The following is a 22,970-nucleotide window of genomic DNA, read 5'->3' on the forward strand; positions in this document are numbered from 1 at the left end:
TCAAGCGGTTTTTCGGTTCTAATTGTCAGATTTGTACATGCAAAAACCGCACAGGTCCGGGGCTGCGATTCCATTCCTGTACGGTTTTGTGTCGTTCGATGTTTTACCATAAAACCTGTGTAAAAGTATAAAAAATGTATTACGATTCGGTATTCCGATTTTGGTTGCTACCACACTGTCCTGTCAGAAAGAAACGACTCAACTCAGTCCAACGCTGACTCCTGAAACCGCGGAAAATAAGGAAGTGGTTAAAATTGCTGATCGACTCCGATTCTCAAACCGGGATGTATTTGAATCCTATATGCTTGATTTGAATAAACGCTCGGCCACTGTTAGCGAGGAAAAATTTTTGGAATCAAAGGAAACTGCTCTGGATTTTGAATCATATCGGAACCTTGGTAAACGATTTGGTGCACGGCGGAGTAGTGAAAGTTGTCCATTGGATGATGAACATCTGGCATCAGTCTTAAACCCGGATGGAGTTATTCAGATTGATAAATGGATCATCAAAATAAATTTATGTGACAAGAAAGTTTTTGTTTTGGATCAGCAAGACGCAACTTCCGAATTACTGGCCGAAATGGCAAAAAATATCCCAAGTCATGAAAAGATTCGTTATTTCAGTACAGATCAGGAGGTGTTGGAACTTTTAGAAGCAAGTGAGCCCGGCAACCGCTCCGCTCGGTTATGCTTCAGTGAAAGTGGGGCAGATAAAAAGGAAGACGATGACACTCCTTACTACACTGGAGATACTAGAATGGATTGTAAACTCCGATACCAAAAAGTGGGCATTTACTTCGCGCTGGTAGCGAAATCACAATCACAAAATCAATTTTCTGGTATTTGGTGGGCAACGACAACAACGATGGGTGCTGATTGGGTTGCTAGGTATGAGCCAAAGTGTAAAGGTGAGATTATTAATCAACAATCAGCAAGTGCTAACTGGGTGGCTCACAATGACTGGGTTTGTCGTCCATATGAATCAACGACAGCATTACATCGCTATAAATTTCAGGCTCAATTCTTCAATTTATATTGGGGAATTAGCTCAAAAATAATGGAAATAAATCATGGATATTAAAATTATGGAACTATCAAGTACTAAAACCTTCGCAATTGCGAAGGTTTTAGTACTTTATTTTATAACATTTATGCCCATAGAAAGTATTGCTCAGTTGGTCTATCTGAAACCAACGGGGGGGATACAAGCTGTGTTTTCAGATATTACGTATGGGACATCTACCAATTCCAATTTGAGTAAGGGATGGAATCCATCCGACGATTATTGGGGTTTACTGATTCAATACAATTTCATTCCGAAATGGCGAGTATCAACGGGCATCTGTGAGAGTGATATTGGGTGGATATATAAGATTAAGGGAAACCGTTATACGGTTGGTAGCGGTACCTACGCCCCCATTATTCAATTTCCGCTGAATATAGATTATATGTTGAGAGATAATATCCGAATTGGACGGCTCGATAAAGTAGATTACCGTTATTTGATGATCTTTAATGTATATCTTACAGGTGGTGCTTCATTCAATTGGTTTAAGTTTGACAATTATGGCGCAGGGTCTTTATCCGGCGGTACTGGCGGCTTTCAGAATCCAATCGAAATTGATGAAAAACTCCCCAACGTCCTCCACCGGCGCGGGGCCTCGATTCAGGCCGGGATTGGTTTTCAGTTCAAAAGCCACGACAAAGACCGGCTCGATATTCAACTGGTTTATTCGCAGGGATTGAGAAAATTGGTAACAGTCGACGTAGATTATACCATCAACCAAACCGCGTATTTCCTGCAAATGGCAGCTAGAGGCTCCGCGTTTCGGATCACGGCTTCCTATCCCATTCGGCTCAGCAAGCACAGAAAGTCTGAAGAGTAATTCGGTAACGTTTGTTCGTAGCGGTTTCTTGTTTTTAGCATCACGATATGCCACTGAATAGAAAACAAAGAAAAGAACTTCCATTCGCCGGGCTGTTTTTTGCAATCTGCATGATGGCTTTCAGTTCCTATGGCTCCTTTGATCCAACCACGACCGGTTTTTACATGTCGCTTTTGACCGGGTTATTATGGATGATAATGACAGGTTATCTTGTTAGTGAATTTCAGAATGAAAAAGATTAGTTTTGCTTTAAGAAAATTGTGCCTATTTTATAAAATTTGCATAATGAACGTAAACATAATTGCAGAGAAGCTAAGCATTAAATATGATAATTATGTAGAAGGTTCATTGACCGAAAATGACTATCGATTTTGGATTGTGTATATTACCAGTGCCGTTGCAGGTTGTCTAATTTATTACTTCTACACGTTCAAATTCAAATATTTTTTTAATATAAAAGATTCTAGAAGTCTTGCACTGGTAATGGCAGCCGTTTGCTTATTGTTTCCGGCTGTTTCCTTGCGGAGGCTCCATATTGTTGCAGTTTTAATACTAATTCATTTGGTGAAAAGTTTGCTTGAAATGAATGCCTGAGTAGGCAAAAATAAACTAACCTAATTCATCACGTTAAAGTGAATAGGGGCTATTTAGGAACGGTTTTTGCTGCCATAAAAATGGTCAAATGTTTAGTTATTTACTTTTTATTAGTTGTATCAACTACTTGCTTTTCACAGAATAAGTTTACGTATAGTGTTGGTATTGCCTGTCAAAGTACCGCTATGAACTTTTTTAATTTCAAACCGATTCCTACCTTCTCCTATTACATGCCGTATAATTATGAGCGGAATATACAGGGACTAGGTTTGCAAGCGGTTCTTACTTATCAGGTTGCCAATCAATGGTCATTTTCGTATGTACCAACGCTGCGCTATGACGATCTTGGGATTAATCCCGATACCATTCCCGGAAACTACCGACGGGGGTTGATTATAAACCACCAATTTTCCATACTGCGAAGTTTGGGGATAAAAAATAAATTCAATAGAAATTATAAGATCGGTATCGGGTATTCTCTGTTTAATTCTTTTAACAAAGCGATAAAATTTTACGATCCTGTTTATCAAATTCATTTTTCTATTCCTTTACGATTTCCAGCGATCACCCTACGATATGATATACCCCTTGGTAAGAAGCTTTTACTTTTTCCAACCGCCAATATCATTTATAAGAATTTTCCAAATGATCCCGTTTCCGGAAATCGGCGGTATGTATTTTATACTGTCTCCGTGTTGTATACAGCAGGACGCTAATTTTACACAAATGTTAAAATTATCCTGCAAATGGCGGCTCGTGGCTCCCCTTTCCAAATACCCCATCCTGTCTCATTCGGCTCAGCAAGCGGAAGAACCGGGACGAATGAGCGGTTTTTAATGCAGTTCCTTTCCCTCAACACGGATGGAAACTAATTTTTGGCGTAGTTTTGTGCTTTGAATCTTACCTGGTCGAATGGACATTCAAGCACAACTCAAACTAGCCATTGCCGAAGCGATCAATTCGCTGTTCAATGTGCCCGTTGAAACCGTTATTCTGCAACCTACCAAAAAAGAATTTGAAGGACTCTATACCTTCGTCACCTTCCCGCTGACCAAAACGACCCGAAAACCGCCGGTGGAAATCGGTCAGGCCATCGGAACGTACCTGAAAGAAAATACGACGATCATCAGCCAATTCAATGTTGTTCAGGGCTTTCTGAACCTCACCATTGCCGATTCGGTCTGGGTCGAGGAGTTGAGCGCGATGCTGGCGAATCCGGACTGGGGGCAGTTGCCGTCGCGAAACGAGTCGGTGATGGTGGAGTTTTCGTCGCCCAACACCAACAAACCGCTGCACCTCGGCCACCTGCGCAACAACTTTCTGGGTGATTCGGTCAGCCGGATTCTGAAAGCCAACGGCTACGAAGTCGTGAAAGCCTGTCTGGTCAACGACCGGGGCATTCACATCTGCAAGTCGATGCTGGCCTATCAGGAGTTTGGCAATGGCGAGACACCCGAATCGACAGGCATGAAAGGCGATCACCTGATCGGGAAATACTACGTTTGGTTCGACAAAGCCCACAAACAGCAAATCGAAGAGCTGATTGAGGAGGGAATGCCGCGGGAAGAAGCCGAGAAAAAGACGCCCCTGCTGCTGAAAGTGCAGGAAATGCTGCGGAAGTGGGAGCAGGGTGACCCCGAAACCGTCGCGCTCTGGAAGCAGATGAATGCCTGGGTCTACGCCGGTTTTGCCGAAACTTACCACGAAATTGGCGTCAGTTTCGATAAAACCTACTACGAATCGGAGACCTATCTGCTGGGCAAAGACGTTATTGAGGACGGTTTGCAGCAAAATGTTTTCTACCGTAAACCGGATGGATCGGTCTGGATCGACCTCGCCGACGAAGGGCTCGACCAGAAGCTGGTGCTGCGGTCGGATGGTACCTCGGTCTACATCACGCAGGATTTAGGAACCACCGATCTGAAATTTCAGGATTATCCGGTTCAGCGTGGCATCTGGGTAGTGGGTAATGAGCAGGACTACCACTTTGCGGTATTATTTGCGATTTTGCGTCGGTTGGGCCGCCCGTATGCCGACGGCCTGTTCCACCTTTCCTACGGCATGGTCGACTTGCCGAGTGGCAAGATGAAGTCGCGGGAAGGCACCGTGGTCGATGCCGATGACCTGATCGAAGAGATGGTCGAAACCGCCCGGAACCGCACCCGGGAGTTGGGTAAAATCGACGATTTTGAAAGCGAAGAAGCCACCAACCTGTATCACATGCTGGCAATGGGGGCTTTGAAATATTATTTATTGAAGGTGGATCCGAAAAAAAGGATGACGTTTAACCCGGAGGAGTCGATTGATTTCCAGGGACATACCGGACCCTTTATTCAATATACCCACGCCCGGATTTGCTCGGTTTTACGGAAAGCGGCCCAGTTGGGAATCGACCCTGCTGGTTCCTTGAAAATGGTCGAACTGGCTGATAGTGAGCAACAACTGGTTTATTTGTTGACGCAGTTTTATCAGCGGATTACCGAAGCCGGAACCGACTACGCTCCCTCGTACCTGGGGCAGTATGCCTTCGAGTTAGCCAAGGCCTACAACCAGTTTTACGGGGAGTTATCGATCCTGTCGGAACCGGATGCCGACAAACTCAAATTTCGGGTGGCGTTATCGAAAGCGGTTGTCGAAACTATCTGTAAAACAATGGAGTTATTAGGAATTGAAGTGCCTACTAAAATGTAAACCTCTCCCAACTCAAATGAAAAAGCTGCTTCTTCTAGTATCTGTTGGTGTTCTGGCTGTAACCTTATCCAGCTTTATGTCTGTAAAAACTGTTTTAAATTTCCTGCTGAGTGACAAGAGCGAAGTCGCTGTACGTCCGGCCAACGCGGTTGCTCCAACCAAATCATTGTACGATTTTACCGTCAATTCCATCGAAGGCAAAACCGTCCCCCTGAAACAATACCGGGGCAAAAAGGTGGTGATCCTGAACACGGCCTCCAAGTGCGGTTTTACGCCACAGTTTGAAAAATGGGAAGCGTTCTACAAAGAACACGGCGACAAAGTGGTCGTTTTAGGGTTCCCATCCAACAATTTCAAGAGCCAGGATCCCGGCAGCAACTCCGAAATCGCCGAGTTCTGCAAAAAGAATTACGGTGTATCGTTCCCGATGTTCGAGAAAACCGAAGTGTTGGGCGAAAACCAGTCTCCGCTTTACAAATGGCTGTCGGACAAGTCGATGAACGGCTGGAATGACAAGGTGCCAACCTGGAACTTCTGCAAATACGTCATCAATGAAAAAGGCGAACTGACGCACTTCTTCGCATCCAAAGTATTACCAACCGATCCGGAATTCAAGTCGGCTGTTGGTATTTGAGTTAAAAATTAAGAGTGATGAGTTAAGAGTTAAGAGTTTGTATGCGTCAGCCAACTCTTAACTCTTAATTCTTAACTCTTAACTTATCACTATGAAAAGTTGGCTTGCGGCTGCCCGGCCGCGTACATTACCGCTGGCGCTGGCCAGCATCATTCTGGGAAGTTTTCTGGCGGCATCGGCCGGCCGGTTTAGCTGGACCATCTGCGTTCTGGCGTCGCTCACCACTATTTTCCTTCAAATCCTCTCCAATTTTGCCAACGACTACGGCGATGCGGTTTCGGGCAAGGATACCGCCGAGCGCGTAGGACCCCGCCGGGCGGTGGCAACCGGCCTGATTACCAAAGAATCCATGTTGCGCGGGATTATCACTACTTCTTTGCTGGCGTTGATTTCAGGCATCTGGCTGCTGGTCGAGTCGCTGAAGAACGCGCCGACGGAAGTTTTCTGGATTTTTGTGGGCTTGGGTTTGCTCTGCATCGGAGCCGCCATTGCCTATACCAATGGCAAACGCCCCTACGGCTACAGCGGTTTTGGCGACATTGCCGTTTTGCTTTTCTTCGGTTGGGTGGGCGTTCTGGGAACCTACTTTCTGCACACCTTGTCCTTCGAACCCATTCTGCTGTTACCGGCCACCAGTGTCGGTTTACTGGCGACCGGCGTTCTGAATATCAACAACATCCGCGATATTGAAACTGACGCCAAAACCGGCAAATATTCTATTCCGGTGCGGCTGGGGCGGCAACGGGCCGTTCGCTACCATTGGCTGCTGCTGCTGGGTGGTATGCTTTGTGCCGTAATCTACACGTTGCTCATTGGCCACAATGTATTTAGCTGGCTGTATTTGCTGGCCTTTCCGCTGTTTGTGCTGAATGGTCGGGCGGTTGCCAATCACCAGAAACCGGGCGAGTTGAACCCGCGTCTGGGGCAACTGGCCTTGTCGACCTTGCTGTTTGTCGTGTTGTGGGGTGTAGCGTTGGTAGGGTAATCACCGTAACCGATTTTGAAAAATGAAAACCATCGGAATCATCGGCGGCATGTCGTGGGAAAGCTCGGCGGTTTACTATCGCCTGATCAATCAGGAGATTGGGAAACGATTGGGCGGTCATTATTCGGCGAAACTCGTGCTGTCGAGTGCCAATTTTGAAGAATTCAGCCAGTGGCAAAAAGCCGACGACTGGAAGGCGATTGAAACCGCTGTTGACGACATGGCGCAGGGACTGGTTCGGGCCGGAGCCGACTTTGTGGTCATTGCCTGCAACACCCAGCACGAAGTCGCTGACGGCGTAACCGAACGCTTGCTGGTTCCGCTGTTGCACATTACCGATGTGACCGCCGAAGCCATTCAGAAAGCCGGTTTTCGGACCGTCGGTTTACTGGGAACCCGGTTCACGATGGAACGTCCGTTTTTTCGCGGGCGATTGAAAGAGCGTTTTGGCATCGACGTCATTTTGCCCGACGAAGAGGATCAGAAATACGTTCACGACAAGATTTACCACGAATTCAGCAAAGGCATCTTCAGCGACAGTACCCGCATCCGCTTTGTAGAGATCATCGAAAAACTCGCCGGGCAGGGTGCGGAAGGGGTGATTTTAGGCTGTACTGAAATTCCCATCCTGGTTCAGGCGGAGCATACAGACGTGCCGCTGTTCGATACCACGACGCTTCACGCGATGGCAGCAGTCGAATTTAGTCTTATTTAAAACAATACGATTTCTTTGATGTTTCTACACATAGATGGTGGATCATGTGTAGAGAGGAATGTGCCGAAGGATTCACCATCTTTTTATAAAAAAATACCCACGAACCTGAATCCGTGGGTATCCTACGTTAAGCGACTGCCACTTTCACGCGCAGCAGAAACTCATCCATTTCAATCTCCGTCGCATTGCCGTTCAGGTCGTTGACCAACTCCAGCGACAGCGCCTGTACTTCCTGACAGATGTAGTCTTTGTGGGTTTCGATGGCACTGGTCAGTACCTCGGTCGGGCTGTTCTCCAGTTCGATCCGAATTTTATCCGTCACATCAAAATTCTGGTCTTTCCGCAGGTTCTGGATGCGGTTGATAAAGTCGCGGGCGATGCCTTCCTGACGCAATTCTGGCGTAACCGTCACGTCCAGCGCAACTGTCAAACCGCTTTGTGTCGCCACGATCCAGCCCGGAACATCCTCCGTCCGGATTTCAACATCCGCCATCGTAATCTCGCCAATGGCCAGTTGCATGCTTCCGGCGGCTTCCAGTTTGCGGATGTCGTCTTCGGTCATGGTGTTGATGGTCGTCGCCACATCCTTCATCATCGGACCGAATTTCGGCCCCAGTGTTTTGAAGTTGGGCTTGATTTTTTTCTTCAGAATACCGGAGGCATCATCGATGAATTCGACAGCTTTCACGTTCACTTCCGACTGAATGATCGGCGAAACGTGCTCGATCTGCCGCCGGGTCGTTTCGTTCAAAACCGGAATCAGCACCTTCGTCAGCGGCTGGCGCACCTTGATCTTATGCCCTTTCCGCAGCGAGTGAACCAGCGAGCAGATATCCTGCCCGAGTTGCATGGACGTTTCCAGGTCGCCGTCGATCAACGCCTGTTCCGCTTTCGGGAAATTGGTCAGGTGAACCGACAAATCCGTTTCTTTCGTCAGGTTGCGGTAGAGCCAGTCGGCGAAGAAGGGCGCAATCGGCGACATTAGTTTGGAAACCGTTGTCAGACATTCGTGTAGCGTTTCGTAAGCCGCGCGGGTGTCCAGGCTCAGTTCCCCATTCGATGTCTTGGGCGCATTCCAGAAGCGTCGGCGCGACAGCCGTACGTACCAGTTTGAAAGCTGGTCGTTGACAAAATCCTGCACCGCCCGGCCCGCTTTGGTCGGGTTATAATTCTCGAATTGCTGTTCTACTTCCAGCACCAGCGACTGCAATTTCGACAGAATCCAGCGATCCAACTCCGGGCGTTGATCAACCGGAATAGTCCGAACGCCATCGAAATCGAACTGGTCAAGGTTAGCATACAGCGCGAAGAACGAATACGTATTATAGAGTGTCCCGAAAAACCTGCGCTGTACCTCGGCAATCCCGTCGATGTTGAATTTCAGGTTATCCCAGGGTTCGGCGTTGGTGATCATGTACCAGCGGGTGGCATCGGCCCCGTAGGTCGCCAGCGTCGTGAACGGATCGACGGCGTTGCCCAGCCGCTTCGACATTTTGTTGCCGTTTTTGTCCAGCACCAAACCGGTCGACACCACGTTTTTAAACGCTACCGACGAATCAGCTTTTTCATCCAGCGTGCCAAGCATGCCGGAAATAGCGTGGAGCGTGAAGAACCAGCCGCGCGTTTGATCGACCCCCTCGGAGATGAAGTCGGCGGGATACGCCTTATCGAAAATATCTTTGTTCTCGAACGGATAATGCCACTGGGCGTAGGGCATCGCGCCCGAATCGAACCAGACGTCGATCAGATCCGACTCGCGTTGCAGTACTTTACCGGACTCGGAAACCAGGTACAATTCATCGACAAAAGGCCGGTGAAGGTCGTAATCGCCGGATTCGATTTTTTGCAAATAGGCTTCGTTTTTGCTCTTTTGATCGTCCGACAACAGGCCCGACGCAACGGCTTTTTCCACCCCGGTTTTCAGTTCAGCGACCGAACCGATGCAGATTTCGTCGCCGGTTTCATTGCGCCAGATCGGCAGCGGTGTCCCCCAAAACCGGCTGCGGCTGAGGTTCCAGTCCACCAGGTTTTCGAGCCAGTTGCCAAACCGCCCGGTTCCCGTGCTTTCGGGATTCCAGTTGATGGTTTTGTTCAGCGCCACCAGCTTGTCTTTTACCGCCGTCGTTTTGATAAACCAGCTATCGAGCGGGTAATACAGAATGGGTTTGTCGGTCCGCCAGCAGTGCGGGTACGGGTGTTCGTATTTTTCGACGTGAAATGCCTTTCCTTCGGTCTTTAACTTGATGGCAATCAGCACGTCCGTCGGTTTGAATTCCGGGGCTTCCTGCTCTTCGTCGGAGTAATATTGCTCCTTCACATACCGCCCGGCAAACTCCCCAATTTCCTGCACAAACTGCCCGTGCTTATCAACAATCGGTACTTCCTTGCCGTTTTCATCCTTCACCATGATGGACGGAATGCCGTTTTGCTGGGCAACCCGAAAGTCATCGGCCCCAAACGTCGGTGAGGTATGAACCACGCCCGTACCGTCTTCGGTCGTCACAAAATCACCCAGGATGACGCGGAATGCGGGCTTCTCGGGCTGAACATACGGCATGAGTTGTTCGTATTCGATCCCGGCCAGTTCCGAGCCTTTGAATTCGGTCACAATGGTCCACGGAACCAGTTTTTTGTCCGAAACCGCAAAGCCGTCGAAATCGCCGTCGTGTCCTTTCTCGTTGAACCAGCGACCAACCAGCGCTTTGGCCAGCACCACGTTGACCGGTTCGTAGGTGTATGGGTTGAACGTTTTGATCAAAACGTAATCGATGTCTTTTCCGACGGTCAGCGCGGAGTTGCCCGGCAGCGTCCAGGGCGTGGTCGTCCAGGCCAGGATGTAAGGTTGCGAACCTTGCAGGTCTCCAAAGACCCGTACGGTTTGATCCGACGGTTTGGTCTTGAACATCGCCACAATCGTCGTGTCTTTCACGTCTTTGTACGTACCCGGCATGTTCAGTTCGTGCGACGACAGACCCGTTCCAGCCTTCGGCGAATACGGCTGAATGGTATAGCCTTTATACAGTAATCCTTTGTCGTACAGTCGCTTCAGTAACTGCCAGACGGATTCAATGTATTCACTTTGGTAGGTAACATAGGGATTTTCGAGATCGACCCAGTAGCCCATTTTTTCGGTCAGGTCGTTCCACAAGTCCGTGAATTTCATCACGGCTTCCCGGCATTTCTGGTTGTAGTCCTCAATGCTGATACCGCCTTCGGATTCGGGCTTGCCGATGTGGTCTTTCGTAATGCCCAGCTCTTTTTCGACCTGTAGTTCAATGGGTAACCCGTGGGTATCCCAACCCCCTTTGCGTTTGACCTGAAAGCCCTGCAAGGTTTTATACCGGCAAAAAATATCTTTAATCGCCCGGGCCATCACGTGGTGAATCCCCGGTTTTCCGTTCGCCGAGGGCGGCCCTTCGTAAAACGTGAACGTAGGCTGGCCTTCGCGTGTGTCGACGGATTGTTCAAAGACGCGATTGGCTTTCCAGAATGCTAATATGTCATCGCCAACCTGCGCATAATTCAGGTTCTTATATTCTTTGTAACTCACGATCGTACTGGGATTTGGAATTGACCGCAAAGATACGGAAAATTGGGCGGAACGCATGGCCGTGCGGGGAAGAGGAACGGGGCCAAACGGTTTTTCGGTTGCAGAGAAAGAAAATGATTCCTTTATTTTTGAAAGAAGGGTATGTATTACCTATGTCTGATCATTCTTTTACACTTATAAATCGCCCCTAAATCTCCTAAAGGGGACTTGGACACAGCATAATCCGGATGCTAAAAGTCCCCTTTAGGGGAACGGGGCAAAAAGCGAAGGTTTCAGTATAAATAGGTATGTATTTTTCTACATTTTCACCTTAAATTTGGCATTAACTTTGTGCGAATTGGGCTGGAAACGAGACACAAAGACTACATTGCATCAGAAGCTGGTTAACGACAACCGTGTCTAACCCGATCTGGAGATCATTCGAATTTGTTTCACTAATGGGGTATGGCATGAATGAACTGGAACGATCAGCAGAAAATGGTGCCTTTCGGCATCATCGCCGGCCGGTTGATCAACGAGCGCTCTACGATCGGTTTGGCGCATTGGCCTATGGGATTATCTTGCAGATTCTTCCGCAATCGACCTTAGCCCAGAAGGCGCTGATGGAGGTTTTTTCCGCCGAACACTTACCCGCTTTCGCCAATTCACCGGTTAATCCGGCGATTGCGGTCATCCGAATCGCACGCGCCAAAGCGCTTGAGTTGAAGGATAAGGCGAAAGAACGGGAGACTGACCGCACGGAACCATTTTCGGTAAACAACAGTTATTCACCGGAGTATATTTTTGACCTATCCTTTCGTCAGGGCTACTCCTTTGAAACGATTTCCGAGCAGTCTGGCCTTTCCAGACCGGAATTAGTAAAAGCCATTCGGGATTTTATTCACGTGTTTCGTCGATCGTAATTACGCAGGAAATTGGAAATTCGTCAATACATAGATAGTGGAGTTTTAGAGGCCTATCTGTTGGGATTAGCGTCCGAAGAGGAGCAACACGAAGTCCAGCAGATGAAGGTTCTTTATCCGGAAGTGTCTTCGGCTTTGAACGAGCTTGAGGTGGTGATTGAAACGTATTGTGTCGAAAATTCGGTCCCCCCGCCACCCGGCACCTGGGAACTCATCCAGGCGCGCATTCCCGGTCAGGAAATCAAAAAACGGGAGCCCGAAACGGACAATAAAAAAGACGCGGAACCCCGAACCGCTAAATCTGATTACGTGGAAGTGGAGGTAAGCGACTCGTTTATCCGCGTCCACAAATACTGGCGACTGGCTTTCGTGATCGTGTTTGTTTTATCCAAGATCTTTCTGATCGCCGGGCTGTATTATTACTTCAAAGCCGACAGCCAGCAACAGGAAATCGAGCGCCTTAAAACCACCATTCAGCAACAGCAGGTCACGCGCTGATTCTGTTTTTCAACGACCTTTCGGGGCCAATCCCTACGGTTTTGGCCATTGCCCTTCTTTGATATCGGTCAGCGTCAGTTTGGCCGGGTCCAGCACCACGTAGCGTATCTTCTTGCGATGGTGCGTGTAGGTGATGTGAACAAGACCATCGCGGGATTGAATCACGGCTGGATAGGAGAACTCGCCACCGGGCTCGTTTTCGAGCACGGCCGCAGCCTGCCAGCGTTTGCCATCGGGCGACAAGGCCACATTGAGCGGTGAGCGGCCTTTGGGCGTGTGGTTATACACCAGCAGTTGGCGGCCGTCCTGGAGCGTTACCGCATCCGTCCCGGAATTCGGGTTGGGCAATTCGGTGGTTTTCAACTCCGTCCATTTCGTACCGCCATCTTCCGACCAGGCTTCCAGCACCCGGCCGTTTTTACTGCGGCACAGCAACTGCAATTTTCCGTTGGGGTGGAACAGAATGCTGGGCTGAATGGCACTGAATTGCTTGCCATCGTTGAGCGCCGGGGTTTTCTGCCAGGTTTTTCCGCCATCGGTGCTGCTTTCCATGTGCAGTCGCCAGCCGTTGTCTTCGCTGCTCGACGGACTCAGCAATTTGCCGGAGGCCAGCAAAACCGGTTTGTTCTTGATCGGTCCAACGATTCCGTCGGGGAGCCGTGTGGGTTTCGACCAGGTCTTGCCACCGTCGGCCGAACTCATCTGCATGCCCCACCAGGTCGACGGGCTGGGGCCGACTTTGTAAAACAGCAGCAACGGTCCTTTGGGCATTTGAAACAGAACGGGATTCCAGGTGGGTTGCCGTTTCCCCTGAGCCTGAATGCCATTCGCCAGTTCGACGGGGGCCGTCCAGCCCGCACCGGTTTTCCGGCTGAACCAGATGCCGACGTCCGGGTCCCGTTCATCGGTTCCACCAAACCAGGCGGCTACGATGCCATCCGGGGTTTCGGCCAGCGTGGACGCGTGGCAGGAGGGGAAAGGGGCGGTTTCGTAAATGAACTCGGATTTGACGATGCCGGTGGTTTGGGCCGCTAAAAAACCGGGTAGAAGACTGAGGAAAAGAAGGGTCAATCGGGTTTTCATGAAAGAATACAACTAAATTTTAAGGATAGGAATTTCATCCAAAGGTATTGGTTTCGATTGGAAATTAATTGCAAATTTTAGCGGGATTTGGACTAGCCTACGGTTAAAACCGTGGGGTCACGGCGATTCAATTCCGGTCGAAAAAACCGTTTTAACGGTTTAGAATCTAACAAAACCGTTAAAACGGTTGCCATGGATTTGATCGGTTTTTTGAAATCCCACGGTTAAAACCGTGGGCTGGTATTTTTGCCGCAGACAGCCTATTTTACGATTGATTATACCATAGCCAAACCGCCGGGCTGTAAAGGAATTCTCCCTTACAACCCGGCGGTTTTTTATTCAACAACTCTCAAATACCCTTGTTCAGCACCCGCACTTTGACGTGCGAGGGGTTCTTGTTCGAAAAGTAAACCCGTTGGGTGGTTTTGTGGAAATCAGCTTCCGTAGCGTCGTAGATGTTCATGAACTTGCCCGGATTGCGGTCCACCAGCGGGAACCACGAACTCTGCACCTGCACCATCATTTTGTGGCCTTTTTTGAACGTATGAGCCGCATCCTGCATGTCGAATTTCACTTCGGCCACTTCACCCGGTTTCAGCGGTTCCGGTTTGGAGAAGCTGTTGCGGAATTTGGCCCGCATCACTTCGCCCCGAACCATCAACTGAAAACCGGCCATTTTGGTCGTTGGAATCGGGCTGGTGGCCGTCGTCGTGTCAGGATAGACATCGATCAGTTTAACCACAAAATCCGCATCCGTTCCCGTCGAGGTCACGAACAGATTCGCCATCACATTCCCGGTAATCGTCAGGTCTTCCGTCAACGCTTCCGACTCATACACCATCACATCGGGGCGGGCAGCCGCAAACCGCTGGTCTTCGTACATGAAATCGGCCCCCCGGATAATCTGGATGTTGTTCGTATACGGAACCGGTTTCTTGGGATCGTTTACGTATTCGTCAAAAACCGCTTCGGTTTCCTTCGGTGGTTCGAACGACAGCTTGCCGTTGGCGTGTAAATAGATGCTGCGTTCCTCCGACTCTTTGGGGGGCCACTGGCTGTATTGCTTCCACTCGTTGGAACCCGTCAGGAAGATCGACGCATCCGGCAGTTGCGGGTCAGGGCCGTCTTTCAGGTAGTGATTGAAAAACGGCAACTCGATTTTTTCCCGGTAATACAGCGACGTTTTGGCCCCAAAACGAATATTTCCCAGTGATTCGCCGGTGCTGCGCGCCCAGCCGCCGTGAATCCACGGCCCCATCACCAACTTGTTAGTCGTCTTCGGATTTTTGCTTTCAATACCGGCATATACCTTCAACGGGCCGTACAAATCTTCCTGGTCGAACCACCCGCCCACGGTCATGATGGCCGGTTTGATGTTTTTCAGGTGCGGAACCACCGCCCGGCTTTGCCAGTATTCGTCATAGGCATCGTGTACCATCATCTCCTGCCAGAGCGCATTTTCGCCTTTGAAATACTTCTCGTTGACCTTCGACAGCGGCCCGACGTTCATGTAAAATTTATACGAGTCCGGGGTGTAATAGCCGTTGAAACGCGGCCCCCCTTTCGTGGTCGGAACCGGGCGGGGCTGGCCGTATGATGAAAGAAACGCGAAGGTGCCCATCAGAAAAAACGCGCCGTTGTGGTGCCGGTCATCGCCCATATACCAGTCCGTTACCGGCGCCTGGGGCGAAACGGCTTTCAGCGCCGGGTGGGCGTCGATGGCGGTCATGGTGGTGTAAAAACCGGGTGCGGAAATGCCCCAGGTCCCCACTTTTCCGTTGTTGTTCGGAATGTTTTTGATCAGCCAGTCGATGGCATCGTAGGTGTCCGAGCTTTCGTCCACATCGGTTTTCTTCTTTTTGTCGGGAATGTGCGGCCGAACCGCTACAAAGTTGCCTTCTGACATCCAGCGGCCCCGAACGTCCTGATAAACAAAGATATAACCGTCTTTGGCGAATGCCATCGAAGGCCCCAGCGACGTTTTATACGCGTCTGCTCCGTAGGGCGCCACGCTGTAGGGCGTGCGATCGAACATGATCGGGTATTTCTGCGAGGTGTTTTTCGGCGTATAAATCGATGTGAACAGTTTCACCCCGTCGCGCATCGGCACCATCACTTCCGTCTTGATGTAGTTTTCCCGGATGTACAGCGAATCCGCCTTGTTGACCCCCGGCACTTGCGCCAGCAGTGGATTACTTAGAGCAACGACCACCACCAGTAGCAGAAGCTGACAAATCGACGGTATTTTCAGACTGATTTTCATGCGATTGCGTTGGTTAGACTAATTGGCTTTTGTCGCTGCACCCTTGGCCGGAGCCATCTTTTTGATGTGCGCATCCATGATTTTGAGCAACTCGCCGTTGGAGTAGGGCCGCCAGCTATGACCACCGCGATCGCCGTAGGTCACCGAACCGCCGTAAGCCGGATTGGTGGTTTTGCTCAAAAACTCGTCGACTTTATACACCCCAAAGTTAAGGAAGAAATCGTCCATCCGCCCAACGATGATGTTCAGCTTGCCCACCAGCTTCGGCCCAACAGTTGCCCAGTTTTTCTCCAGATACTGCCGCAAATCGTAATGTTCTTTCCAGTAAGCGGCCACGCTGGGATCGATCACCCCGGTTTTTTTGTCGAACAGCGGTTTGAAATAGCCATCGGCACCGACCGGCCCGAACACCGAACTCCAGACGTCGAGCTGACCGCCCGACCGGCCTTTCGTGCCATTGACTAACTCCATCATGTTGCGTTGTTCCGACGTCAGGCGGGGTTCGCCCGTGGCCGGAATGCGCGTGTTCGTCGTGGGCACTTTATACCATTCGTATTCTTTGTAAAACGCATTTTTATCCTTGTAAATATCGATGCCTTCGACGTTCCAGAAATCGAGCGGATCGGGGGCAAACGACCAGGTGCCGCCGTAAAATTCCGGATACCAGACCTGGAGTGCGAATGATTCCCAACCGCCGGTCGAACCACCCGTGAGTAAACGGGCGTAGCCTTCGCGGATGCAACGAAATTTCGTTTCAATTTCCGGGATCAATTCTTCATGAATGGCGTCGCCAAACGGGCCATTGTTGGCCGAATTGACGGCGTACGAATCATCAAAATACGGCGACGGATGTTGCAGCGTGATGGCGATAAACCGGGGGGCACTGTCCGCTGTCCAGTCTTTGTAAAACTCGTTGTTCGGGTTTTCGGCAAACCGGAACGGGGGCGCGGTCGAAAAGTGGCCTTGCTGATATACCGTCGGATAAAGCCGGGTGGGTTCTTCGTCGTAGCCTTTCGGCAGCAGAATGGTCGCGCCGATAAAAATCGGATGGCCCCAGAATTTCGTTAGTTTGGCGCTCTGGATTTTGATGTGTTTTACCCATTTGGTATCCGCAGGCACCGAAATGGGCGGAATCACCTTCGTCACCTCTAGCTTGACGGTCTCACTTTTGGCCGGGTCGATCGTGATTTTCTGAACGGCACTGTAGACATTGCCCGGCGACCGCGTCCATTGCTGGCCTTCCCACTGATCCATGTGCATCCAGACCGTGTGGCCGTCCGACCGCTTGAATTCGGTGTATTTGTTCAAAACCGCCTGCACAAAATACTCGCCTTTCGGAACATCTTTCAGCGCGTTGATGGGATAGCCCAGCGTGGAACCGTCGATGGTGACGGCTTTTCCCGCAGCCAGTTTTTCGAAATCGGCACCCCAGAATTGCGTCCCGTACCGACCCACCTGCTGGCGCGGTTCGGTGCTGTCTTTGCGGGAAATGATCAGGAACATCCGACCTGTGAGCGGAGTTGCGCTGATGGCGGCCGGATACGAAAGCTCAAACTTGAGCTTCGTCTGGGCAAAACCGGTGAACGAGGTCAGAACAGCCAGGACGATCAGCAATCGTCGGGCGATCTTACTGTGGAAATGTTTCATAGAGCGAAGGGTAGGGGTTAGGTTACTGCGGATTTTTAGCATCCCACTGAATTTCGGCAAACGGACGGATCAGTTGATCGTACACTTTATGATTCGGCTGATCGTTCGGAAGCTGGGCCAGACGGCCGTAGCGTCGCATGTCGAACCAGCGGTGGCCTTCGTAAAACAACGAATACCGGCGTTGATTCAGCAACTCGTCGATCAGGGCATTTTTGTCGTTCAGAATCGCCGGTTTGGCGGTCGCCAGTTCTTTCAATCCGGCACCAACGCGAACCTTGTTCAGGGCCGTTACGGCATCCGTCAGTTTGCCGGTTTGAATCATCGCTTCGGCATACATCAGAATCAGTTCTTCGTTCCGGATGATCGAGATCGGATTGGTACTGAGCGGATACATCGACACGTCGTACTCACCAATAATCCCGTTCAGGGCGCGGGCGGAGGTGCGTTTCGTCACTTTTTTCGTCACCCGCGAATCTCCGGCTTCGGCCTGAGTGATAAACAACGCCTGGGCGACCACGGGCGACGCCGTGGTGTTCAGTTGCTGAAATTGCGGATTCGTAATATCCCCCGAGGTGGTTGAATACGTGAAATTGGGGCCGGTCGTCAGCGCACCGTTCAGGTCGAAAAACGATTCGCCCAGCGTGGACAGCAACCCCGTCCAGTCCTGCTGGTACATGGCCGTCCGTGCGGCCAGTGCCCGGTTAAATTTCCGGAAATTGGCGGGCGTATTGAACCCGGCATAGCCACTCGTCATCGTAAATCCGAAAGCCGTTCCACCGGCAGCCAGTTGCGTCGCTCCTTCGTCCAGCAAGCGCCGGATTTCCTTCAGCGCTTCTTCATAAGATACAAACGGTCCCGGTTTCAGCATGTCGCCCGGACTGTACAAGTCCGTGTATTTGATCCGGATGCCATTTTTATACTGCATGTTGAGCATGCACAACATCGTGTAGGCCGATACGGTATTGGAAAACCCGCGAATTCCCTGCTTTTCAGCATCGGTCAGCGCACTGGGGGCGGAATTTTCGGCGGCCAGTTTAAAATACTCGGCCCGGCGACGGGTCTGGGCGTAATCGCTGTAATAACCGTTGAATAAGGTGGTTGCGCTAAAACCGCCGTTGGTCGTTCCCAGCAATTCAGTCGTCCAGGTCAGCTCCGTAGAAGCCAGGTTGTAGATTTCCCGGCCAATAGAACCGGTAACCCGAACCAGGTTCGACTGACCGTTGCGGAAAGATGACTGGATGCCGATGCCCATCTGGTTGATCTGGATCCGCGACGCGTTGGTCAGGATGGACTCCAGGGCAGGGTTGTTGGGGTCGATGGTGTCTTCGACCTCGAAAAAGCTACAGGACGGCATCGAAAAAGCAAGTCCGGCCAGGAGAATGGTATGTTTTAGAGAAAATTTCATAGAAGAATAATTTAAGTGTTTTGCCCCCAACCCCCTAAAGGGGGCTTTCAAATTCGGATGTTTTAGCCCCCTTTAGGGGGTTGGGGGCAAAAGGGGACTAAAAATCAACCGCAATGTGGAAGAAGATCCGTTTGCTGTTCGGGAAAGCAGCATTGTCGACGCTGGCACCTACCGACTGGTTCCCAAAGTTTGAAGCCTCAGGATCGTAGCCTTCGTATTTGGTGAAAGTCAGCAGGTTTTGGGCCGACGTACCAATCCGGATGTTGGACACCACATTGGCGAACGCTTTGCCCAGAATGGTTCTGGGAACCGTATAGTACAGCGAAACCTCACGCAACCGAACATAACTCGCATCCTGAATGAATTCGCGGGCCGTTACGTTGGGGTTGGCCGGTAGCCGGGCGCGCCCGTTGGGCAGGCCCACGTTGCCATACAAATTGTCGACCTGACTCCAGTCTTTCGTCGTACCGCCCGTATCTTTCTGTTTGGTCGTCAGGTTGGAGTTGTGATTTCCCTGGCTGGTGTGCAGCAGGAATCCGAAGTCGAAGCTTTGGAAGATCTTGAACTGGTTGGAAAACGAAACCTGGTATTTCGGCTGTGCGTCTTCGTAGCGGGTCGCCTGGGCAACGCCCTGCGCATCCGGAACGTTCGGGGAGCCATACCAGCGGGTTGGCGATTCGCCCAACCGCAACTGGTTGCGTCCGTAGATACTGAAACCGGAACCCACCGTCGTGTTCGGAATTTCCAGTCGCGTAATCTTGCTGCGGTTGAACCAGTATTGCACCGAGGAGGTCCAGGTAAAATTCGACATCTCGACCGGTGTGACGTTCAGGCCCAGTTCAACCCCCCGGTTTTGCAAATCACCCACCGGATAGGCGTTGAACTGCGTAACCCCTGTTCCGGATGATAAGGTGTAGGGATTCAGCAGGTTGAAGATTTTTTTGTCGTAATACGTCGCTTCCAGACTAACCCGGTTTTTGAACAAGCCCAGATCGACACCCCATTCCACTTCCTGCGCCGTTTCGGGCTCGATGGTCGGGTTTCCAACGCTCGTGGGCGTAACGGAACCCAGTTGGCCGTCGATGATGGTGGTTCCGAGCGAGGTGAAGAGGTTTCCGTAAGCCGGTACGCCCCCGGTACGGCCAAAAGCACCCCGGAGTTTGAACTGGCTGATGGGGTCGTAGGACCAGAAACCAAATTTTGTCAGGTTAACGGCCAGTGACGCACGCGGAAAACCGTACCACTTCGCATTGTCGCCGTTCAGGCTCGATTTGTCGAAGCGAATGCCCAGCGTACCGATGATTTTATCCTGGTAATTGGCTTCCTGCTGGGCAATCAGACCCACATCCTGCCAGGTTTGCCAGGTTTCGCTGAACGTGCGGACACTCCCGGTGTTGGGGTTTTTCTGCTTGGGTAACAAACCATCACCCTGAATCCAGCTAAAATCGTTGTCGGTCGAGAGCCGCACCGTTCCCACCTGCGACGTCAGGTCGAGTTTGCCGCCCAGCAACTGCCAGTTGTAAATCAGGAAAGCCTGCAAATTGGTGTTGAAGCTCCGGTTTTTCGAATAGCGGGAGGCACCGGGCGTGGCCCGGGTGAGCTGTGACTGCAAATCTTCCGGGAAATACACTTCCGCTTCCGTGTTGACGTAATCCAGACCGCCCTGGAGGGCCAGTTTCAGCGTGCTGTTCGGTTTTTGCAGGAAGTAAATGTTGCTGGTAAACGACTGAATAAACCGGTTGGTCATCTCGTCGTTGATCGTCCGCTCGGCAATGGCAACCGGGCTGTCGCCGGTATAGCGGGACTGCGGGTAAACGCCGTTGACGGGCATTAACTGCGCATAATCAGGGGTATAGGCCAGGGTGTAGCCAATCGAAACGCCCCGGTTGTCGTTCCCGCTGAAACTCCGCTGGGCACCGGTCCGCATGTAGTTGGAACCGATCGAGAAATCAACCCATTTCGCCAGCTTGTGATCCACGTTCAGGCGGATCGACTTCCGTTGAAAACCGGTCCCTTTTTGGATGCCGGTTTCGTCGTTCAGACCAGCCGCCATGTAAAACTTGGTCTTGTCATTCCCGCCGGAAATGCTCAGCCGGGTGTTGGTGATTTTGCCGGTATTGCCGTAAATGTACTTTTCGTAATCATACAGCTTGCCTTCGGCGGTGGCTTTCTGCCACAGTTCGATTTCGGTTTTGCTGCCACTGCCCACGGTTCCATTGCCAAAAACGTAGTCGAATTTGGTCTGTCCTTCCGGACCGATGGGGTCCAGGCTGAAGCCTTCATAACCCAGCAGTTTGGTGGCAGACGAAAAGCCGACATCCTGGCCAAAGCTCACTTTGGTTTTGCCCGCTTTCCCTTTTTTCGTAGTAATGATAATCACCCCGGCATTGGCGCGGGTTCCGTAGATGGCGGCCGCACTGGGACCTTTCAGGATTTCCATCGACTCAATGTCGGCGGGGTTGATGTCGGAAATCCGGTTGGGGGCCTGATCCTGGTTGGTTCCCGCCCCGCTGAACGAGCCGGAACCGGCCCCGGTGGCAAACTGGGAGTTGTTGACGAAAACGCCATCGATGACATACAACGGCTCCGAACTTCCGTTGATGGACGAAATTCCGCGTAGTTTCACGGAAATTCCACCGCCGGGCGCACCGCTGTTCTGCACGATATTGGCCCCGACAATTTTACCGCTCATGGCGGCATCGAGGGTCACCGGGCGCGTTTTTCCAACCAGTTCGTCCGACGAAATCCGGGTGACGGCGTTGGCGGCATTGCTGCGTTTGACGCTCGTGGCCAGACCCGAAACAATGACTTCGTCGAGGCTCTGGCTGGCTTCCGTCATCGTCACGTTGATGGCATTGGAGGAGGCCGAAACGGGTGCTTCCTGGGTCAGAAAGCCAATGTAGGAGAAGACCAGCGTCTTGGTGCCGGCCGGAGCCAGCAGGGAATAATTTCCGTTGACGTCCGAAACGCTGCCTTTTGAAGAACCCTTGGCCACCACGTTGACGCCGGGCAGGGGGGTGCCATCGGACGAACTGGTGATTTTGCCCGAAAGCGTTCGGTCTTGCGCCCAGGCTTTTCCGAGGCCACTGACGACGATCCAGACCAGTAGCAGAGAGTAGATTTGCTTCATTTTTGAATAGTTTGGGTTATAAAAAATGGAAGAAAGAAAGGGTGTGTTGAGTACAGGCAATAGCCGTTCTGCGCTCCTCACGATAAGGAGACTGCACGACTGTTCAGAATGGGACGAAAAAGGGCAGCAAACCGGGAAGTTTGCCGGAGATGGTTTGGGCCTGCTGGTTTTGTAAGGCGTCAGAAAAGCTGACGATGCAATTATAGGTACTTATTCTTGAAGTGCAAATATAATTTTGATAATATTAAAATTATCAAAATTTTTTAAAGATTATTGCTGGAATCGAGGAATTAAATATGGTATATTTTCTATCTTTTTTATAATGTTTTGTTGAAGATAGGCGAAGGGTAATAAAATACTGCCATTGCGTACTTATTCAATCGATCGTATTACAAAATTCTTGATCGGGTTCTTTTTGATAATCTTTACCAATTTCCCTTTCACATAAAAGTACTCATCTTCCCGATCATCGATCCGAATGCGGTAACTTCCTTTTTTCGTCGGTTCGATGGTGGCGTAATTACCAAAGTATTCTGCAAAAACCCGGGTACGACCCACCGGTTCTTCAAAATAAAGCCGCATGGTGGTAAAATCGATCGGGTTAGGTTCAATCGCTTTTCGTTCGTATTTGTACTGCCTGACATTGATGTCGTAGTGGTCTTTTTTCCAGATAATGTCGGACTGGTAATTCCCGTGATTGGACAGCGCGTCGATGTCGGAATGCAGGAGCTGGCGGGAGGTTGGATCGTGGCGGGAAACGGTTTTGTAATACACTTTGATTTTCCCGAAAAACCAGAATTCGACGTCGCTGATCTGGTCGTAAACCACCGAGCCGGGGCTGGTAATCTGGGCAACCGTCATTGTTCCAACGCGGAAACCGGCGATATCGATTTCGTATTTTTGATTTACCGTCTGGCAGAAGCTTCGCGTGCAGGTCAGTATCAATAAGCTGGTAATGAGAAAAAACTGTAGCACGTTCGAACTGGT

At 50.6% G+C, this 22,970-nt stretch carries 16 protein-coding genes; 9 read left to right on the plus strand and 7 right to left on the minus strand.

What is annotated here, in order from left to right; genetic code table 11:
• Positions 1–160: 160 nt before the first annotated feature.
• The 7 genes from ACS5NO_RS10000 (at position 161) to ACS5NO_RS10030 (ending at position 7,505) form a co-directional block, all read left to right on the plus strand.
• Positions 161–1,081, plus strand: coding sequence for a hypothetical protein (locus ACS5NO_RS10000; protein ID WP_439415007.1), 921 nt, complete (start codon positions 161–163; stop codon positions 1,079–1,081).
• Positions 1,071–1,886 (plus strand): hypothetical protein, encoded by an 816-nt coding sequence (locus tag ACS5NO_RS10005; RefSeq protein ID WP_439415008.1) that lies wholly within the window; start codon positions 1,071–1,073, stop codon positions 1,884–1,886. Before ACS5NO_RS10000 ends, ACS5NO_RS10005 begins: the two co-directional genes overlap by 11 nt.
• Before the next feature lie 779 nt (positions 1,887–2,665).
• Positions 2,666–3,196: a hypothetical protein gene (locus tag ACS5NO_RS10010; protein WP_439415009.1), complete on the plus strand. Its 531-nt coding sequence runs from the start codon at positions 2,666–2,668 to the stop codon at positions 3,194–3,196.
• Between the two features lie 196 nt (positions 3,197–3,392).
• A complete protein-coding gene (gene argS, locus ACS5NO_RS10015; RefSeq protein ID WP_439415010.1) occupies positions 3,393–5,171 on the plus strand; it encodes an arginine--tRNA ligase in 1,779 nt (592 codons plus the stop codon).
• Positions 5,172–5,187: 16 nt separating this feature from the next.
• A complete protein-coding gene (locus ACS5NO_RS10020; protein ID WP_439415011.1) occupies positions 5,188–5,805 on the plus strand; it encodes a glutathione peroxidase in 618 nt (205 codons plus the stop codon).
• A 91-nt stretch (positions 5,806–5,896) separates the two neighbouring features.
• Complete coding sequence (locus ACS5NO_RS10025) at positions 5,897–6,790, plus strand: 1,4-dihydroxy-2-naphthoate polyprenyltransferase (RefSeq protein ID WP_439415012.1); 894 nt, start codon at positions 5,897–5,899, stop codon at positions 6,788–6,790.
• Between the two features lie 22 nt (positions 6,791–6,812).
• Entirely contained in the window at positions 6,813–7,505 is a 693-nt protein-coding gene (locus ACS5NO_RS10030) for an aspartate/glutamate racemase family protein (RefSeq protein ID WP_150876350.1), read from the plus strand.
• A gap of 127 nt (positions 7,506–7,632) precedes the next feature.
• Here the strand turns inward: ACS5NO_RS10030 and ileS are convergent, their stop codons facing one another.
• Positions 7,633–11,055 (minus strand): isoleucine--tRNA ligase, encoded by a 3,423-nt coding sequence (gene ileS / locus ACS5NO_RS10035; protein WP_439415013.1) that lies wholly within the window; start codon positions 11,053–11,055, stop codon positions 7,633–7,635.
• Between the two features lie 449 nt (positions 11,056–11,504).
• Between ileS and ACS5NO_RS10040 the strand changes: the two genes are divergently transcribed.
• A complete protein-coding gene (locus tag ACS5NO_RS10040) occupies positions 11,505–11,957 on the plus strand; it encodes a hypothetical protein (protein ID WP_439415014.1) in 453 nt (150 codons plus the stop codon).
• A gap of 12 nt (positions 11,958–11,969) precedes the next feature.
• Complete coding sequence (locus ACS5NO_RS10045; protein ID WP_439415015.1) at positions 11,970–12,455, plus strand: hypothetical protein; 486 nt, start codon at positions 11,970–11,972, stop codon at positions 12,453–12,455.
• Positions 12,456–12,488: 33 nt separating this feature from the next.
• On the opposite strand, the gene ACS5NO_RS10050 is transcribed toward ACS5NO_RS10045, so the two are convergent.
• The 6 genes from ACS5NO_RS10050 to ACS5NO_RS10075 form a co-directional block, all read right to left on the minus strand.
• A complete protein-coding gene (locus ACS5NO_RS10050; protein ID WP_439415016.1) occupies positions 12,489–13,538 on the minus strand; it encodes a sialidase family protein in 1,050 nt (349 codons plus the stop codon).
• A gap of 349 nt (positions 13,539–13,887) precedes the next feature.
• The gene (locus tag ACS5NO_RS10055) at positions 13,888–15,801 is read right to left on the minus strand and encodes a CocE/NonD family hydrolase (RefSeq protein WP_439415017.1); all 1,914 of its coding nucleotides are present in this window, start codon (positions 15,799–15,801) and stop codon (positions 13,888–13,890) included.
• Positions 15,802–15,819: 18 nt separating this feature from the next.
• Positions 15,820–17,448: an alpha/beta hydrolase-fold protein gene (locus ACS5NO_RS10060; RefSeq protein ID WP_439415018.1), complete on the minus strand. Its 1,629-nt coding sequence runs from the start codon at positions 17,446–17,448 to the stop codon at positions 15,820–15,822.
• 22 nt (positions 17,449–17,470) lie between these two features.
• Complete coding sequence (locus ACS5NO_RS10065) at positions 17,471–18,853, minus strand: RagB/SusD family nutrient uptake outer membrane protein (RefSeq protein WP_439415019.1); 1,383 nt, start codon at positions 18,851–18,853, stop codon at positions 17,471–17,473.
• Positions 18,854–18,950: 97 nt separating this feature from the next.
• Positions 18,951–21,983, minus strand: a complete 3,033-nt coding sequence (locus ACS5NO_RS10070; RefSeq protein WP_439415020.1) for a SusC/RagA family TonB-linked outer membrane protein — start codon at positions 21,981–21,983, stop codon at positions 18,951–18,953.
• 372 nt (positions 21,984–22,355) lie between these two features.
• Complete coding sequence (locus ACS5NO_RS10075; protein ID WP_439415021.1) at positions 22,356–22,958, minus strand: DUF6134 family protein; 603 nt, start codon at positions 22,956–22,958, stop codon at positions 22,356–22,358.
• Positions 22,959–22,970 lie beyond the last annotated feature (12 nt).

The sequence above is a fragment of the Larkinella fluvii genome, from assembly GCF_051857545.1.
Taxonomy (GTDB): Bacteria; Bacteroidota; Bacteroidia; order Cytophagales; family Spirosomataceae; genus Larkinella.

Bases quoted from the DNA above. Each gene is read 5' to 3' on its own strand.
- ACS5NO_RS10060 (WP_439415018.1), bottom strand. From the start codon at position 17,448: ATGAAACATTTCCACAGTAAGATCGCCCGACGATTGCTGATCGTCCTG.
- ACS5NO_RS10030 (WP_150876350.1), top strand. From the start codon at position 6,813: ATGAAAACCATCGGAATCATCGGCGGCATGTCGTGGGAAAGCTCGGCG.
- ACS5NO_RS10050 (WP_439415016.1), bottom strand. From the start codon at position 13,538: ATGAAAACCCGATTGACCCTTCTTTTCCTCAGTCTTCTACCCGGTTTT.
- ACS5NO_RS10040 (WP_439415014.1), top strand. From the start codon at position 11,505: ATGAATGAACTGGAACGATCAGCAGAAAATGGTGCCTTTCGGCATCAT.
- argS (WP_439415010.1), top strand. From the start codon at position 3,393: ATGGACATTCAAGCACAACTCAAACTAGCCATTGCCGAAGCGATCAAT.
- ACS5NO_RS10070 (WP_439415020.1), bottom strand. From the start codon at position 21,983: ATGAAGCAAATCTACTCTCTGCTACTGGTCTGGATCGTCGTCAGTGGC.
- ACS5NO_RS10005 (WP_439415008.1), top strand. From the start codon at position 1,071: ATGGATATTAAAATTATGGAACTATCAAGTACTAAAACCTTCGCAATT.
- ACS5NO_RS10055 (WP_439415017.1), bottom strand. From the start codon at position 15,801: ATGAAAATCAGTCTGAAAATACCGTCGATTTGTCAGCTTCTGCTACTG.
- ACS5NO_RS10025 (WP_439415012.1), top strand. From the start codon at position 5,897: ATGAAAAGTTGGCTTGCGGCTGCCCGGCCGCGTACATTACCGCTGGCG.
- ACS5NO_RS10020 (WP_439415011.1), top strand. From the start codon at position 5,188: ATGAAAAAGCTGCTTCTTCTAGTATCTGTTGGTGTTCTGGCTGTAACC.
- ACS5NO_RS10065 (WP_439415019.1), bottom strand. From the start codon at position 18,853: ATGAAATTTTCTCTAAAACATACCATTCTCCTGGCCGGACTTGCTTTT.
- ACS5NO_RS10010 (WP_439415009.1), top strand. From the start codon at position 2,666: ATGAACTTTTTTAATTTCAAACCGATTCCTACCTTCTCCTATTACATG.